The sequence below is a fragment of the Martelella lutilitoris genome, from assembly GCF_005924265.1.
GTDB classification, from domain to species: domain Bacteria; phylum Pseudomonadota; class Alphaproteobacteria; order Rhizobiales; family Rhizobiaceae; genus Martelella; species Martelella lutilitoris.
In genome coordinates, this window is record NZ_VCLB01000009.1 from 247,931 (window position 1) to 260,636 (window position 12,706).

10 protein-coding genes are annotated in these 12,706 nt (G+C 62.7%); 2 read left to right on the forward strand and 8 right to left on the reverse strand.

Annotated elements, in window-relative coordinates; all coding sequences use genetic code 11:
- Positions 1–15: 15 nt before the first annotated feature.
- Positions 16–2,415, reverse strand: coding sequence for a phosphoketolase family protein (locus FF124_RS17320; protein WP_138749728.1), 2,400 nt, complete (start codon positions 2,413–2,415; stop codon positions 16–18).
- A 440-nt stretch (positions 2,416–2,855) separates the two neighbouring features.
- Here FF124_RS17320 and trmFO point away from each other — a divergent pair, with 440 nt between their 5' ends.
- Positions 2,856–4,268, forward strand: coding sequence for a methylenetetrahydrofolate--tRNA-(uracil(54)-C(5))-methyltransferase (FADH(2)-oxidizing) TrmFO (gene trmFO / locus FF124_RS17325; RefSeq protein ID WP_138749729.1), 1,413 nt, complete (start codon positions 2,856–2,858; stop codon positions 4,266–4,268).
- A 21-nt stretch (positions 4,269–4,289) separates the two neighbouring features.
- Here trmFO and FF124_RS17330 read toward each other — a convergent pair whose 3' ends face one another.
- From FF124_RS17330 to yajC, 5 genes are all read right to left on the reverse strand, one after another.
- Positions 4,290–4,712: a hypothetical protein gene (locus tag FF124_RS17330; protein WP_138749730.1), complete on the reverse strand. Its 423-nt coding sequence runs from the start codon at positions 4,710–4,712 to the stop codon at positions 4,290–4,292.
- Positions 4,713–4,840: 128 nt separating this feature from the next.
- Entirely contained in the window at positions 4,841–5,692 is an 852-nt protein-coding gene (locus FF124_RS17335; RefSeq protein WP_138749731.1) for a phytoene/squalene synthase family protein, read from the reverse strand.
- Positions 5,693–5,729: 37 nt separating this feature from the next.
- Positions 5,730–6,116 carry an Mth938-like domain-containing protein gene (locus tag FF124_RS17340; protein WP_138749732.1) on the reverse strand — a complete coding sequence of 129 codons (387 nt, stop codon included), beginning with the start codon at positions 6,114–6,116 and terminating at the stop codon, positions 5,730–5,732.
- A gap of 4 nt (positions 6,117–6,120) precedes the next feature.
- Positions 6,121–8,691, reverse strand: coding sequence for a protein translocase subunit SecDF (gene secDF / locus FF124_RS17345; protein ID WP_138749733.1), 2,571 nt, complete (start codon positions 8,689–8,691; stop codon positions 6,121–6,123).
- Positions 8,692–8,859: 168 nt separating this feature from the next.
- Positions 8,860–9,210, reverse strand: coding sequence for a preprotein translocase subunit YajC (yajC, locus tag FF124_RS17350; RefSeq protein WP_138749734.1), 351 nt, complete (start codon positions 9,208–9,210; stop codon positions 8,860–8,862).
- A 221-nt stretch (positions 9,211–9,431) separates the two neighbouring features.
- Between yajC and FF124_RS17355 the strand changes: the two genes are divergently transcribed.
- Positions 9,432–10,301: an ATP-binding protein gene (locus FF124_RS17355; protein ID WP_246072520.1), complete on the forward strand. Its 870-nt coding sequence runs from the start codon at positions 9,432–9,434 to the stop codon at positions 10,299–10,301.
- Between the two features lie 38 nt (positions 10,302–10,339).
- Here the strand turns inward: FF124_RS17355 and FF124_RS17360 are convergent, their stop codons facing one another.
- Positions 10,340–11,869: a peptidoglycan DD-metalloendopeptidase family protein gene (locus FF124_RS17360; RefSeq protein WP_138749736.1), complete on the reverse strand. Its 1,530-nt coding sequence runs from the start codon at positions 11,867–11,869 to the stop codon at positions 10,340–10,342.
- 167 nt (positions 11,870–12,036) lie between these two features.
- On the reverse strand, positions 12,037–12,690 hold the full coding sequence (locus tag FF124_RS17365; RefSeq protein ID WP_138749737.1) for a protein-L-isoaspartate(D-aspartate) O-methyltransferase: 654 nt from the start codon (positions 12,688–12,690) through the stop codon (positions 12,037–12,039).
- Between the last annotated feature and the right edge of the window lie 16 nt (positions 12,691–12,706).

Genomic DNA, 12,706 nt, shown 5'->3' on the forward strand with positions numbered 1-12,706 from the left:
CTTCAGAAAATTGGATCAGCCCTTGGGATAAGGCCATTTCCAATCGAGAATCTCCGGCATGTCTTGACCATGCTCGCGGACATAATCGTGGTGTTTGGCGCGCATTTCCTTGAGATAGTTCAATGCGGCCGCACCTCTTTCACCAAATCCGCCGGCACGTTCGATCGCATCCATCGCCAGATGGTAGCGGTCGAGGCGGTTCTGGACAACCATGTCGAACGGCGTCGTCGTCGTTCCCTCTTCAACATAACCACGAACGTGGATGTTGTTGTGGTTGTGACGGCGATAGGCCAGGCGGTGAATGAGCCAGGGATAGCCGTGATAGGCGAAGATGACCGGCTTGTTCTCGGTGAAGAGCGCATCGAAGTCCACGTCGCGGATGCCGTGCGGATGCTCTTCCTTCGGCTGCAGGGCCATCAGGTCGACGACGTTGACGACCTTGACCTTCATTTCCGGCAGCTTCTGGCGGAGAATGTCGACGGCGGCCATCATTTCCAGCGTCGGGACGTCGCCGGCCGCAGCCATGACGACATCGGGCTCTTCGCCTTCCGGAACGTTGCTTGCCCACTTCCATTCGCCGAGACCGGTGTCGCAATGCACGATGGCTTCCTCGATCGACAGCCATTGCGGCTGCGGCTGCTTGCCGGCAACGATCACGTTGACGCGGTTATAGGTGCGCAGGATGTGGTCACCGACAACCAGAAGCGTGTTGGCATCCGGCGGGAAATAGGTGCGGACGACGTCGGCCTTCTTGTTGACGACGTGGTCGATGAAGCCCGGATCCTGATGGCTGAAGCCGTTATGGTCCTGACGCCATACATGCGAGGTCAGCAGGTAGTTCAGCGACGAGATCGGCTTGCGCCATGCCATGTGCTGGGTGGTCTTCAGCCACTTTGCATGCTGGTTGAACATCGAGTCGATGATGTGGATGAAGGCTTCGTAGCACGAGAACAGACCATGGCGGCCCGTCAGGAGGTAGCCTTCCAGCCAGCCCTGGCAAAGATGTTCGCTCAGGACTTCCATGACGCGGCCGTCGCGGGCAACGCCTTCGTCATAGTCAAGGATATCGGCCATCCAGACGCGATCGGTGACTTCGAAGACGTCCTGCAGGCGGTTCGACGCGGTTTCGTCGGGCCCCATCAGGCGGAAGTTACGCTCTTCGGCGTTGAGCTTCATGACTTCGCGCAGCAGCATGCCGAGACGCTTGGTTGCCGAGGTCATCACGGCGCCCGGTTGCGTCACGTCCACCGCGAGTTCGCGGAAGTCGGGCATCTTCAGTTCCTTGCGCAGGACGCCGCCATTGGTGTGCGGGTTGGCGCTCATGCGCAGGTCGCCTTCAGGCGCAAGCGCCTTCAGCTCGGGGATCAGTCTGCCGTTTTCGTCAAACAGCTTCTCCGGGCCGTAGCTCTTCAGCCAGTCTTCGAGCTGGCTGCGGTGATCGGCGTTCTGGCGGGCCTCCGAGATCGGCACCTGGTGCGAACGCCAGAAGTCTTCAACCTTCTTGTTGTCGACGAATTTCGGGCCGGTCCAGCCCTTGGGGCTGCGGAGGATGATCATCGGCCAGCGCGGCATTTCGTAGACCGTGCCTTCGGCGCGGGCTTCCGACTGGATCTCGCGGATGCGGGCGTAGCACTCTTCCATGACCTCGGCCATGCGCTGATGCATGTATTCCGGGTCGTCGCCTTCAACGTAGAAGGGCTCGTAGCCGTAACCCTGGAAGAGGTCCGTCAGGTCCTTCTTGCTCATGCGAGCCATCAGGGTCGGGTTGGCGATCTTGTAGCCGTTCAGGTGGAGGATCGGCAGAACGGCGCCGTCATTGATCGGGTTCAGGAACTTGTTCGAATGCCACGAAGCGGCAAGCGGGCCGGTTTCGGCTTCGCCGTCGCCGACGACGCAGGCAACGATCAGGTCGGGGTTGTCATAGGCAGCGCCGAAGGCGTGGACCAGGGCATAGCCAAGTTCGCCGCCCTCATGGATCGATCCGGGCGTTTCGGGCGCAACGTGGCTGGGGATACCGCCGGGGAACGAGAACTGCTTGAACAGCTTCTGCATGCCTTCCGTGTCTTCCGTGATTTCCGGATAGACTTCGGTATAGGTGCCGTCGAGATATGCGTTGGCCACCAGCCCGGGACCGCCGTGACCGGGGCCGCAAATATAGATCGTGCTGGCGTCGTATTTCTTGATGATGCGGTTCAGGTGAACATAGATGAAGTTCAGGCCCGGCGTCGTGCCCCAGTGGCCGAGCAGGCGCGGTTTGACGTCTTCTTCGGCGAGCGGCTCCTTCAGCAGGGGGTTGTTCATCAGATAGATCTGACCAACCGACAGGTAATTGGCCGCCTGCCAGTATCTATTCATCAGATCGAGTTCTTCGGGCGCCAGAATATTCCGGGCTCCATCAGGCGTGATCTGTTCCATGTCGATTCCCCTTTTCGAAATCAAATTGGCGTTTAAATCGATTTGCTATATCCCTCAGACCGGTTTGAGATCACATGACCTAAATCAACCGAAGCGCGGCGGCAGAGATTTTCCGGCTCTCGAACCGAGGGATTTTGCGTCGCTGGCGAAGCGCCCGTCGCGCCCCGCCCTTAACGACATAGCAGTTCTTCCTGCGCTTTCAACGACTTGACGATTGCAAACTTTGATGCAGCGATCATATAACGTCAACCGTGACAGACTTTTGGCGGCCTAAGAAAATTCCGAGAAATTTGTTTGCGGCGCAAATCGTCATTCGGCTCTCGACGCGACGCTGCCGATCTGGCATGTGCAGGGCCGGTTTCGCCGGTCGCTCCGGCGAATAGAATAAACTGAAACATGCCGGCGTCAAAGAGCCGGCCAACCTTCCGGTTTGAACGATCATGCCCGACACCAGCACATCACTGAGCCCCATCCATGTCATCGGCGGCGGCCTTGCCGGTTCGGAAGCGGCGTGGCAGATCGCCAGCTACGGCATCCCGGTGATCCTGCACGAGATGCGCGGCGTGCGCGAGACGGCGGCCCACAAGACCGACGGCCTTGCCGAACTCGTCTGCTCCAACTCCTTTCGCTCCGATGATGCGACCAGCAATGCCGTCGGCGTCATCCACGCCGAAATGCGCATGGCCAACTCGCTGATCATGGCCTGCGCGGATGCGCACCAGGTGCCGGCCGGCGGCGCGCTGGCGGTCGACCGCGACGGTTTTTCAAACGCCGTCACCGAAAAGCTCGCCGCCCATCCGCTGATTACGATCGTGCGCGAGGAAATCACCGCGCTGCCGCCGGAGGACTGGGACCAGGCGATCATCGCGACCGGGCCGCTGACGGCCCCCGCCCTGGCCGACGCGATCAGCGCGCGGACGGGCAAGGAAGCGCTCGCTTTCTTCGACGCCATCGCGCCGATCGTCTACCGCGACACGGTGGACATGGATATCTGCTGGTATCAGTCGCGCTATGACAAGGTGGGTCCCGGCGGCACGGGCAAGGACTACATCAACTGCCCGATGAACGAGGCGGAATACAACGCCTTCATCGACGCGCTGATCGCCGGCGACAAGACGGACTTCAAGGAATGGGAGGGCACGCCCTATTTCGATGGCTGCCTGCCGATCGAGATCATGGCCGAGCGCGGCCGCGAGACGCTGCGCCACGGGCCGATGAAGCCGATGGGACTCACCAACGCCCACAAGCCGGGCGAAAAGCCTTACGCGGTGGTGCAGCTGCGCCAGGATAACGCGCTCGGCACGCTCTACAACATGGTCGGCTTCCAGACCAAGCTGCGCTACGGCGCGCAAAAGGACGTCCTGAAGATGATTCCCGGTCTTCAGGAAGCCGAATTCGCCCGCCTCGGGGGCTTGCACCGCAATACCTATCTGAACTCGCCGACGCTGCTTGACGGAACACTGGCGCTGAAGGGCCGCCCGGGCCTTCGCTTTGCCGGCCAGATCACGGGTTGCGAGGGTTACGTAGAAAGCGCCAGCATCGGGCTTCTGGCCGGGCGATTCGCGGCTGCCGAACGCCTCGGGGAAGCGCCGGTCGCGCCGCCGCCGGAGACCGCGCTCGGCGCGCTTCTCGGCCACGTCACCGGCGGCCATATCTCACACGAGGAGGAAGGCGGAAAACGCTCCTTCCAGCCGATGAACATCAATTTCGGCCTGTTTCCGGAGTTGGAGCCTGGCGCGCTGATCGATCCGGAGACAGGCAAACGCCCGCGCGGCAAGGCGAAGTCATCGGTGAAGAAGCAGCTCGTCGCCAGAAGGGCGCTGGAGGCCTGCAAGGCCTGGCTGGACGCCTGACACAGGCCCGAACGGCAAAGCTCAGCGGGCGTTCAGCATCCAGGTCGAGACGTCCGCGGCATCCTGCTCGGTCAGGAAATGGTAATTGCCGCTGAAAAAGTCGCTTTCGGGAAAATCGACCTGGAGGCCGTTCGCCTCGGGAAGCGCGCGCAGGCGGTATTCGCTCTGCCGGACGATGATCGCCTGGCCCTTGCCGCGCCGCGAGCGATACATGCCGACCTTGCCGTCGGAAAGCCTCAGGAAAAAGGTCTCAAGTTCCGTATCGCCGATAACGGAGGCGACGCGCTCGTCGGGATAGCTGCGGTTGAATTCGCGGCGCGCCCAGCCATGGGCTTCCTCGACCGAAAATCCGCCGTCGGAATTTTGCGATTTCGTCCGGCCGAAAAAATAATACGCAACAATGGCGGCGACCACGGCGGCGAGAAGCCATACCCAAGTTTCCATTCGCCAGTTTCCTCTCCCGTTGCGATGCGTGGGGCCCGATGTCCCGCGGGAATGCTTCTGAGGGAAAAAATTCCACGAGATCGGCCGGAACCGGCCCGCAAGCCTGCGCTAGAGCTTCAACATACCTATTAAAACTTACGAAACAGCAAAGAGCGCATCATCGCAAGCTGCCGCTTCCACTGCGAAGGCCGCACCGAATGTTCCAGCGCATTTTCTCCCAAAGCCTCGGCCTTTACAAGAATGTTCTCCGAGGCTGACATAGGAAGATAGGCCGGCGCAAGTGTTTTTGCGACCGGGCCCTCGGCCCTGAACTTCTCAAGGTGAGACCGGCCGAAGGCGGCGAAGGCGCGAACGGCATTGCCGACCCGTTCGCGATCGCTGGCAATCAGGAAGCTCTCTCGATCGAGCCCCGTCGCGCCGAGGATTTCCGTCGGCACGAACACCTGGCCGGCGGCCCTGTGGCGCGGGAGAAGCAGGATCGAACCGGCGACGGCCTGCGCCACGCCGGCATGACCGGCGGCAGCGGCGCTTGCAGCGGCGGCCTTGGGATCAAGCACGAGGCTTGCCAGCTGAATCAGCGCCGAGGCCGTTTCGCCGGCATAGCCTTCGAATTCAGATGTCGTGCCCATCGGATCATCGTAGAGATCAAAAATCCGCGCCTCGCTCATGCGGACAAGCGGATCGCGCGGCAGGTGATGCGTCTCGATCGCTTCGATGAGCGCTGCGGCCGTCGGATTCGCCGCCGTCGAGCCGTGGTCGGCCCCCTCCAGCAGGTCGCGCCAGTATTGCAGCCTGACTTCTCCCGGCAGAGGCTCGCTCACGCGCTCGCGCACCCGGGCCAGTTCCGCGTTAAACAGGTAGAGCGCGACGAGGGCCTGTCGCTTGTCGGCGGGCGACAGCAGCGCGGCCAGATAGCGGTCGCGGTCGGCCTCGCGCAGTTCGGCAAGCAGAAGTCTTTCGGTTTCGGCGTGATCGGTCACGCGCCTTGCTCCAGTGCGGTTGAGGCCGTTCCTCGCTTCAAACGGCAATCAGCGCGGCGGCGACCGCGCGCTCTTCTCCGAGCAGGATATTGTAGGTCCGGACCGCCGCCCCGGTATTCATCGGATCGGCAACGATCTTCTTCGCCCGCAAGGCCTCGCGCAACGGCTTGGGCAGGATCACCATGTCGAGGCCGGTTCCGACCAGCAGAACCTCGATATCGTCGGCCTGGTCCAGAACCCGCTCGAAGGCGGCAATGCTCATCTCCTCGGGCGCGGTCACGTCCCAGCCGTGAATGCCGGACGGCACGCACAGGAGAGAGCCGCGATGCGACATGTCGGCAAAGCGGAAGCCGCCATTGCCGTAAGTGTCGATCGGCGCCTTTCCCGGAAAATGCGCCTCGCGGATCTCGATGCCACGCGCCATCAGATCAGACCCCCGTCACGGTTCCGTGTTCCTCCGGTGGCGTATCCTTCTTCTCCTCGTCCTTCTTCTGGAAGGTATCGGGGCGGAGCCTGAAGGCGATCAGGATCGGCGCCGCGATATAGATCGACGAATAGGTGCCGATCGCAACGCCGAACAACATCGCGAAGGTAAAGGAGCGGATCACCTCGCCGCCGAAGAGATAGAGCGCGGCAAGCGCCAGCATCGTCGTCAGCGCCGTCAGGATGGTGCGCGACAGCGTATGGTTGATCGAGACGTCGAGCAGTTCCGGCAGCGGCATCTTCTGGTATCGCCTGAGATTCTCGCGCACGCGGTCATAGACCACCACCGTATCGTTCAGCGAATAGCCGACGATCGTCAGCACCGCCGCAATACTGGTGAGGTTGAACTCGACCCCCGTGAGCACGAAGATGCCGATGGTCAAGAGCACGTCGTGGGCGGTCGCGATGATCGCGCCGACGGCGAACTGCCATTCGAAGCGGAACCAGATATAGATCAGGATCGCGATCAGCGACGCCAGCACGCCGATCGTGGCCGAGCGCGACAGCTCGCCGGAGACCACCGGTCCGACGACCTCGACGCGGACGAAATCATAGCTGCTTTCAAGCGACGTCCGGATTTTGGAAATCGCGCTCTGCTCGGCGTTCGCGCCGCCGTCCTGCGCCGGAACGCGGATCAGAACGTCCTTGTCGGAACCGAAGCCCTGAGCCTGTACGGCGCCGATGTTGAGGCCGTTCAGATCGGAGCGGATCTGGCCGATATCGGCGGGGCCGGATTTCGATTCCACCTGAACGACCGAACCGCCGGTAAAATCAATACCGAGATTCATCCCGTGGGTGGCGAAACCGACGACCGAGGCGACCGTCAGAATGGCCGAAGCGGCAAACGAGATCCTGCGGAAGTTCATGAACGAGAAATTGATCCCGTCGAACATGCCGGTGCGGATGCCCTTCGGCAGTTCCTTCGGACGACGGCGGCGGACCCATTCGGAAATCATGAAGCGCGTCAGATAGAAAGCGCTGAAGATCGTGGTCAGGATACCGATGGCAAGCGTCACGGCAAAGCCGCGCACCGGACCGGAGCCGAGGAAGAACAGGATCACGGCGGCGATCAGCGTCGTCAGGTTGGCGTCGATGATGGTGGCAAAGGCCTTGCGGAAACCGGCATCGACCGACTGGACCACGCTGCGGCCGTTGCGCCGGCGCTCCTCGCGGATGCGTTCATAGATCAGCACGTTGGAATCGACCGCCATGCCGATCGTCAGCACGATGCCGGCGATGCCCGGAAGCGTCAGCGTCGCGCCGATGACGCTCAACAGGGCAATCAGCATGACGATGTTGAAGAACAGCGCGATATTCGCGACCACGCCGAACATGCCGTAGAAGGCGACCATGAAGACGACGACGAGCGCGGCGCCGATGACGGAGGCGAGAACGCCGGCGCGGATCGAATCAGCGCCGAGGCTCGGACCGACGGTGCGCTCCTCGACCACGGTCAGCGTTGCCGGCAGCGCGCCGGCGCGCAGCAGCACGGCAAGATCATTGGCGCCCTGCACGGTGAAATTGCCCGAGATCTGCCCCGAACCGCCGAGGATCGGCTCGTTGATCACCGGCGCGGACACGATCTGGTCGTCAAGCACGATGGCGAAGGGACGGCCGACATTCTGCTGGGTGGCCTGGGCGAAGCGCTGGGCGCCGCGCGAATCGAAGCGGAAGTTCACGACCGGCTCGTTGGTGCGCTGGTCGAAGGCAGCCTTGGCATCGACCAGATCCTCGCCGGAGATAAGCGCGCGCTTCTCGATCACGTAGGGAACCGGCGGATCGTCCATCGAGTAAAGCACTTCGTCGCCTGCCGGCGGACGACCCTCGATCGCGTCCTGCGGATTGACCGACGTGTCGACCATATGGAAGGTCAGCTTCGCCGTCTTGTTCAAAAGCGCCTTCAGGCGCTGCGGATCATCGAGACCGGGCACCTGGACGATGATGCGGTCATCACCCTGGCGCTGGATCAGCGGCTCGGTGGTGCCGAGTTCGTCGACGCGGCGGCGGATGACCTCGATCGACTGCTGCACGGCCGAGCGCATGCGGTAGTCGATCCCCTGTTCGGTGAGCGCAAGCCGGATCAGCCCGTTGCCGTCGTCATCGATGGTCACTTCCTGGAAAGTGCCGCCGTTCAGCGTGCCGGCGTTCACATAATCGGCGAGCGGCTGCAGCGCCTCTTCCGCGGTCACAAACTGGTCCGGATCGGTGATGCGCACCTGCGCCGTTTCGCCGGAACCGGAAAGGCCGGTATAGCGCACCTGCGCCTCGCGCAGATCGGCGCGGACATCGTCGACCAGCGTGTTCATGCGGTCGGTGACGATGTCGCTGCGATCGACCTGCAGCATGATGTAGGAACCGCCCTGAAGGTCGAGGCCCAGGGTTACCTTGCTGTCTGGCATCCATCCCGGAAGCTTTGCCAGTTGCTGGTCGCTGAGCAGGTTCGGAGTGGCAATCACCACCCCAAGCGCCACAACAAGCCAGATGAATAAGGTCTTCCAACGGGAAAAATACAGCATGGAGGTCTCGGTTCGTCGGTTTTCACGAAGCAGGCGACGCCCTGCGGCATCGCCCTTTCTGTTCTCTGCCAGCCGATCGGAACAGTGCAGTCCCGGTTAGGCATGCCTTGACGCGTTACCGGCCCAATATCGCTTTTTCTGGGCGATACCGGGCCGGCTCAATGCGCATCAGCTTTTCGGCTTGGGGTCCTCGGTCTTGACCGGCTCGCCCTTGACGCGAACTTCGGACACATAGCTGCGCATGATCCGGATCCGCACGCCTTCGGCAATCTCGACTTCGAGTTCGGTGTCGTCGACCACCTTGATGACCTTGCCGACGATGCCGCCGCCGGTGACCACCTGATCGCCGCGACGGATCGCGGCCAGCGTTTCCTGGCGCTTCTTGGCCTGACGCCGCTGCGGACGAATAAGCAGGAAGTACCAGATCGCCATCAGCGGCACGAACAGGAAGATCATTTCGAGACCCGATCCCATCGCGCCTGCGCCGCCCGCTGCCTGGGCGTAAGCCGTGCTAAACATGTTGTCTACAACTCCTCAGACCATGAACGGGGCTCATGCCCCTTGGATGTGTCGCCGGTATATAGTCGGAGGCCAGTTCAATGCAACAACAGCCGCAAAAACAAGGGTGGTTTTTGGGGCGAAGCGATCATTTTGCCGTCATTTCGACCTTGCAAGCGCGGCAAAAACCGAAAAGCTGGGCGCCACAACGCCTCTTTTTTCAAAGTCATGGGAGTGCAGACTTGGACAAGACATCAGAAAGCGCGCTGATCGCCGAAGTCAGGCGCCTCGCCGACGCGCTGGAGCGCATGGGACCGGTCAGGCCGCGCGAAAACGACCTCGACGCCGCCGACTGTTTCGTCTGGAAGCCGGAGGAGCGCTACCTCTCGCCGGTTATCACGCCCAGCCGCATTCCCCTCGCCCTGATCCGCGGCGTCGACCATGTGCGCGACATCCTGCATGAAAACACGCTGCGTTTCGCCGAGGGGTTTCCGGCCAACAATGCGTTGTTGTGGGGCGCGCGCGGCATGGGCAAATCCTCGCTGGTAAAAGCGATCCACGCCGAGATCGCGCAAAACCCGGCGATGAAGCTGAAGCTGGTGGAGCTTTATCGGGAGGATATCGGTTCGCTCGGCGCGCTTCTCGACATTCTCAAGACGTCGCAATACCGGTTTCTGCTATTTACCGACGATCTCTCCTTCGATCACGACGACGCGGCCTATAAATCGCTGAAGGCGGCGCTCGACGGCGGCGTAGAAGGCCGGCCGGAAAACGTGCTGCTCTACGCCACCTCGAACCGCCGGCATTTGATGCCGCGCGACATGATCGAAAACGAGCGCTCGACCGCGATCAACCCGTCTGAGGCCGTCGAGGAAAAGGTCTCGCTGTCAGACCGTTTCGGCCTGTGGCTCGGCTTCCACAAATGCAACCAAGACGACTATCTCGCCATGATCGACGGTTACGCCGCCCATTTCGGGCTTGAAGGCGGCAAGGACACGCTGCACGCCGAAGCGCTGACCTGGGCGACGACGCGCGGCGGCCGATCAGGCCGCGTCGCCTGGCAGTTCGTTCAGGATGTCGCGGGGCGTCAGAGGAAACACCTGGCTGGCTGAGGCAGAGGGTGGGCAGGACACCCTGCCCTGCCCAGGCATCAACCGTTGAGATAGGGCATCGGGTCCACGGCCTTGGTGTTGTCGCGAACCTCGAAATGGACCATGGGGCGCGTCGCCCTTCCGGTCATGCCGGAGGTGGCAATCGTCTGGCCGCGCTGGACGCTGTCGCCGCGCTTGACCTTCAGTTCCTCGGCATAGCCGTAGACGGTCACGCGGCCGTCATCATGACGGATGAGGATGGCGTTGCCGTAGTCGGACAGGCCGTCATCGGCATAGACGACGACGCCGTTCTCGGCGGCCTTGATCGGCGTGCCCTGCGGCACGGAAATGTCGATGCCCTCGGAAAGATCGTCGCCGTCCGGCTGGCCGAAGCCGACCACCACAGCGCCCTTCACCGGCCAGCGATAGGTGGCAATGCCCGTGCCTTCGGGAACGGCCTCGCCGGCATCGGAGCGCACTGCGACTTCTTCAACGACAACCTCCTGCTGCTCGGCCGCCGGCGGCTGATAGGGTTTCGGGTTGCCCGAGGCAGCGGTTTTCTGCTGCGACTGCTGCGGTGCGGGCTTTTCTGCCGTCTGCACCGGGGTCACGGGCTGGGCCGGCGCGGCGCCGCCGGTCGGGATGGCCAGCGTCTGGCCAATCCGGATATTGGACGAGGTCAAACCGTTGGCCGCCTTCAGCGAATCGACGGTCACGCCGTTGGCCTTGGCGATCGTGTAGAGGCTGTCGCCGCTCTTGACGGTATAGACATTGCCGCTGGCCGGCATTCGCCCGTCACCGCTCTGGCCGGTCGAAGCGGACGATGTCGCGCTGGCGCCGGTTGCGCCGGCGCTCTGCTTTTCGCGGCTTCCCGGCGTGGTCGGCAGCACGGCGACGCGTTGATCGGGCACGTTGGACGGCGTCGGAACGGGGGCTGCCGGCGGCAACCCCTGGGCCTCGGCCGTCGCCTTGGCGGCGGAGGACTGGGTGGAGACCAGCGGCACGAGCAGCACCTGGCCCGCGCGCACCTGCGAGGCGCTCGTCAACCCGTTCAGCCGCAGGATATCCTGTTCCGTGGCGCCGTTGCGCGCGGCAAAGGCGGCAAGCGTTTCGTCGGAGCGGATCATCACCCGTTTGGCGGCGACATCCTGCGTGCGCGACGGCAAGCTGCTCGGCGCGCCGACGGCCGGCTGCTGCTGGCTGTATGTCGTCGATGGATTGGCAGGCTGGGTCACGGCCGCGGTCTGCACCGGCTGCGGCGACGGCAGGCTGCCGTTTTGCACCGCCACCGGCGTCGTCGCCATGCGTGCGCCGGAACCTGCGGTGGTCGCGGTGTTGATCGGCTGACGGCTGACGACGGCCGAATTCTGTGACGGAAGCGCCTGGTAGCCGCCGGTTCCGACATTTTCCGGAGGCACCATCTGCTGGTATTGCGGGACGCCGGAAACAGAACCCGTCGTCATCGTATCGGGGTTGCTGCCGAGCCGTGCGCTCTGTGAACTGCAGCTTGCCGCCATGATGGCGAGCGCCGAAACAAACAGAATACGCTGTGTTGCCTTGCCGCCTTCCGGCACACCTGAAATACGCATGAACCGACCCTGTACGCTTGAACTCTTTACTGCACCGTTTTTAACCCTAACAGAGTTACCGTGCGGTTAAGGCGCGGGCGACAATGCAGAAAATCAGTTTCAAGGGGGATTGGAGAGCCGGAAAGACGCCACGCATGGCAGGCCGGAACGGCCCGCGTGGAAGAGCCTTACAGCGCTTTCGAAAGGCCGCGCTCGGCGGCAAGATAGGGAACCTCGAACAGGTCCTGACGTTCGAACCGGCTGCCGATCCGCGTCATGCGCACCATCAGCGGCGGCGCTCCCTCGCGGATCAGCGGGGCCATGATCACACCGTTGGAGACAAGCTGCTCGACGCGGGCGCGCGGAATTTCCGGCAGGGCCACCGTGTAGAAGATCCGGTCGAAGGTCCCCTCACCGCTCAAGCCCTCGCGGCCATCGGCCTGGCGTACGACCACGCTTTTGAGCGCGAGGTCCGCCATGCGCTTGCGGGCGAGATCGGCAAGCGTGCGATAGCGTTCCACGCTCAGCACCCGCTCGGCAATCCGCCCCATGATGGCGGCGGTGTAGCCGGAACCGGTCCCGACCTCCAGGACGCGCTGGCCGGGCTTCACCTTGAGGATATCGATCAGGCGGATGGCAAGATCCGCGCCTTCCATGAAGGCCCCGCATTCGATCGGGATCGACCGGCCCGAATAGGCATAGGGCGACATGTGCGAGGGCGTGAAAGCGGTGCGCGGGGTAGCCTCCACGGCGGAGAGGAGATCGAGATTGGTGACGCCGCTCGCTCTCAGCCGCATCACCATGGCGGCAAATCCCTCACGTTCCTGAAGCTTCGTCGCCACCGTCAAACCTCGTCAT

What these genes read in the sequence shown, in the direction of transcription:
- FF124_RS17340 (WP_138749732.1), bottom strand. Translation starts at nt 6,116, where the DNA reads ATGGCGCGTGGCATCGAGATCCGCGAGGCGCATTTTCCGGGAAAGGCG.
- trmFO (WP_138749729.1), top strand. Translation starts at nt 2,856, where the DNA reads ATGCCCGACACCAGCACATCACTGAGCCCCATCCATGTCATCGGCGGC.
- yajC (WP_138749734.1), bottom strand. Translation starts at nt 9,210, where the DNA reads ATGTTTAGCACGGCTTACGCCCAGGCAGCGGGCGGCGCAGGCGCGATG.
- FF124_RS17320 (WP_138749728.1), bottom strand. Translation starts at nt 2,415, where the DNA reads ATGGAACAGATCACGCCTGATGGAGCCCGGAATATTCTGGCGCCCGAA.
- secDF (WP_138749733.1), bottom strand. Translation starts at nt 8,691, where the DNA reads ATGCTGTATTTTTCCCGTTGGAAGACCTTATTCATCTGGCTTGTTGTG.
- FF124_RS17330 (WP_138749730.1), bottom strand. Translation starts at nt 4,712, where the DNA reads ATGGAAACTTGGGTATGGCTTCTCGCCGCCGTGGTCGCCGCCATTGTT.
- FF124_RS17360 (WP_138749736.1), bottom strand. Translation starts at nt 11,869, where the DNA reads ATGCGTATTTCAGGTGTGCCGGAAGGCGGCAAGGCAACACAGCGTATT.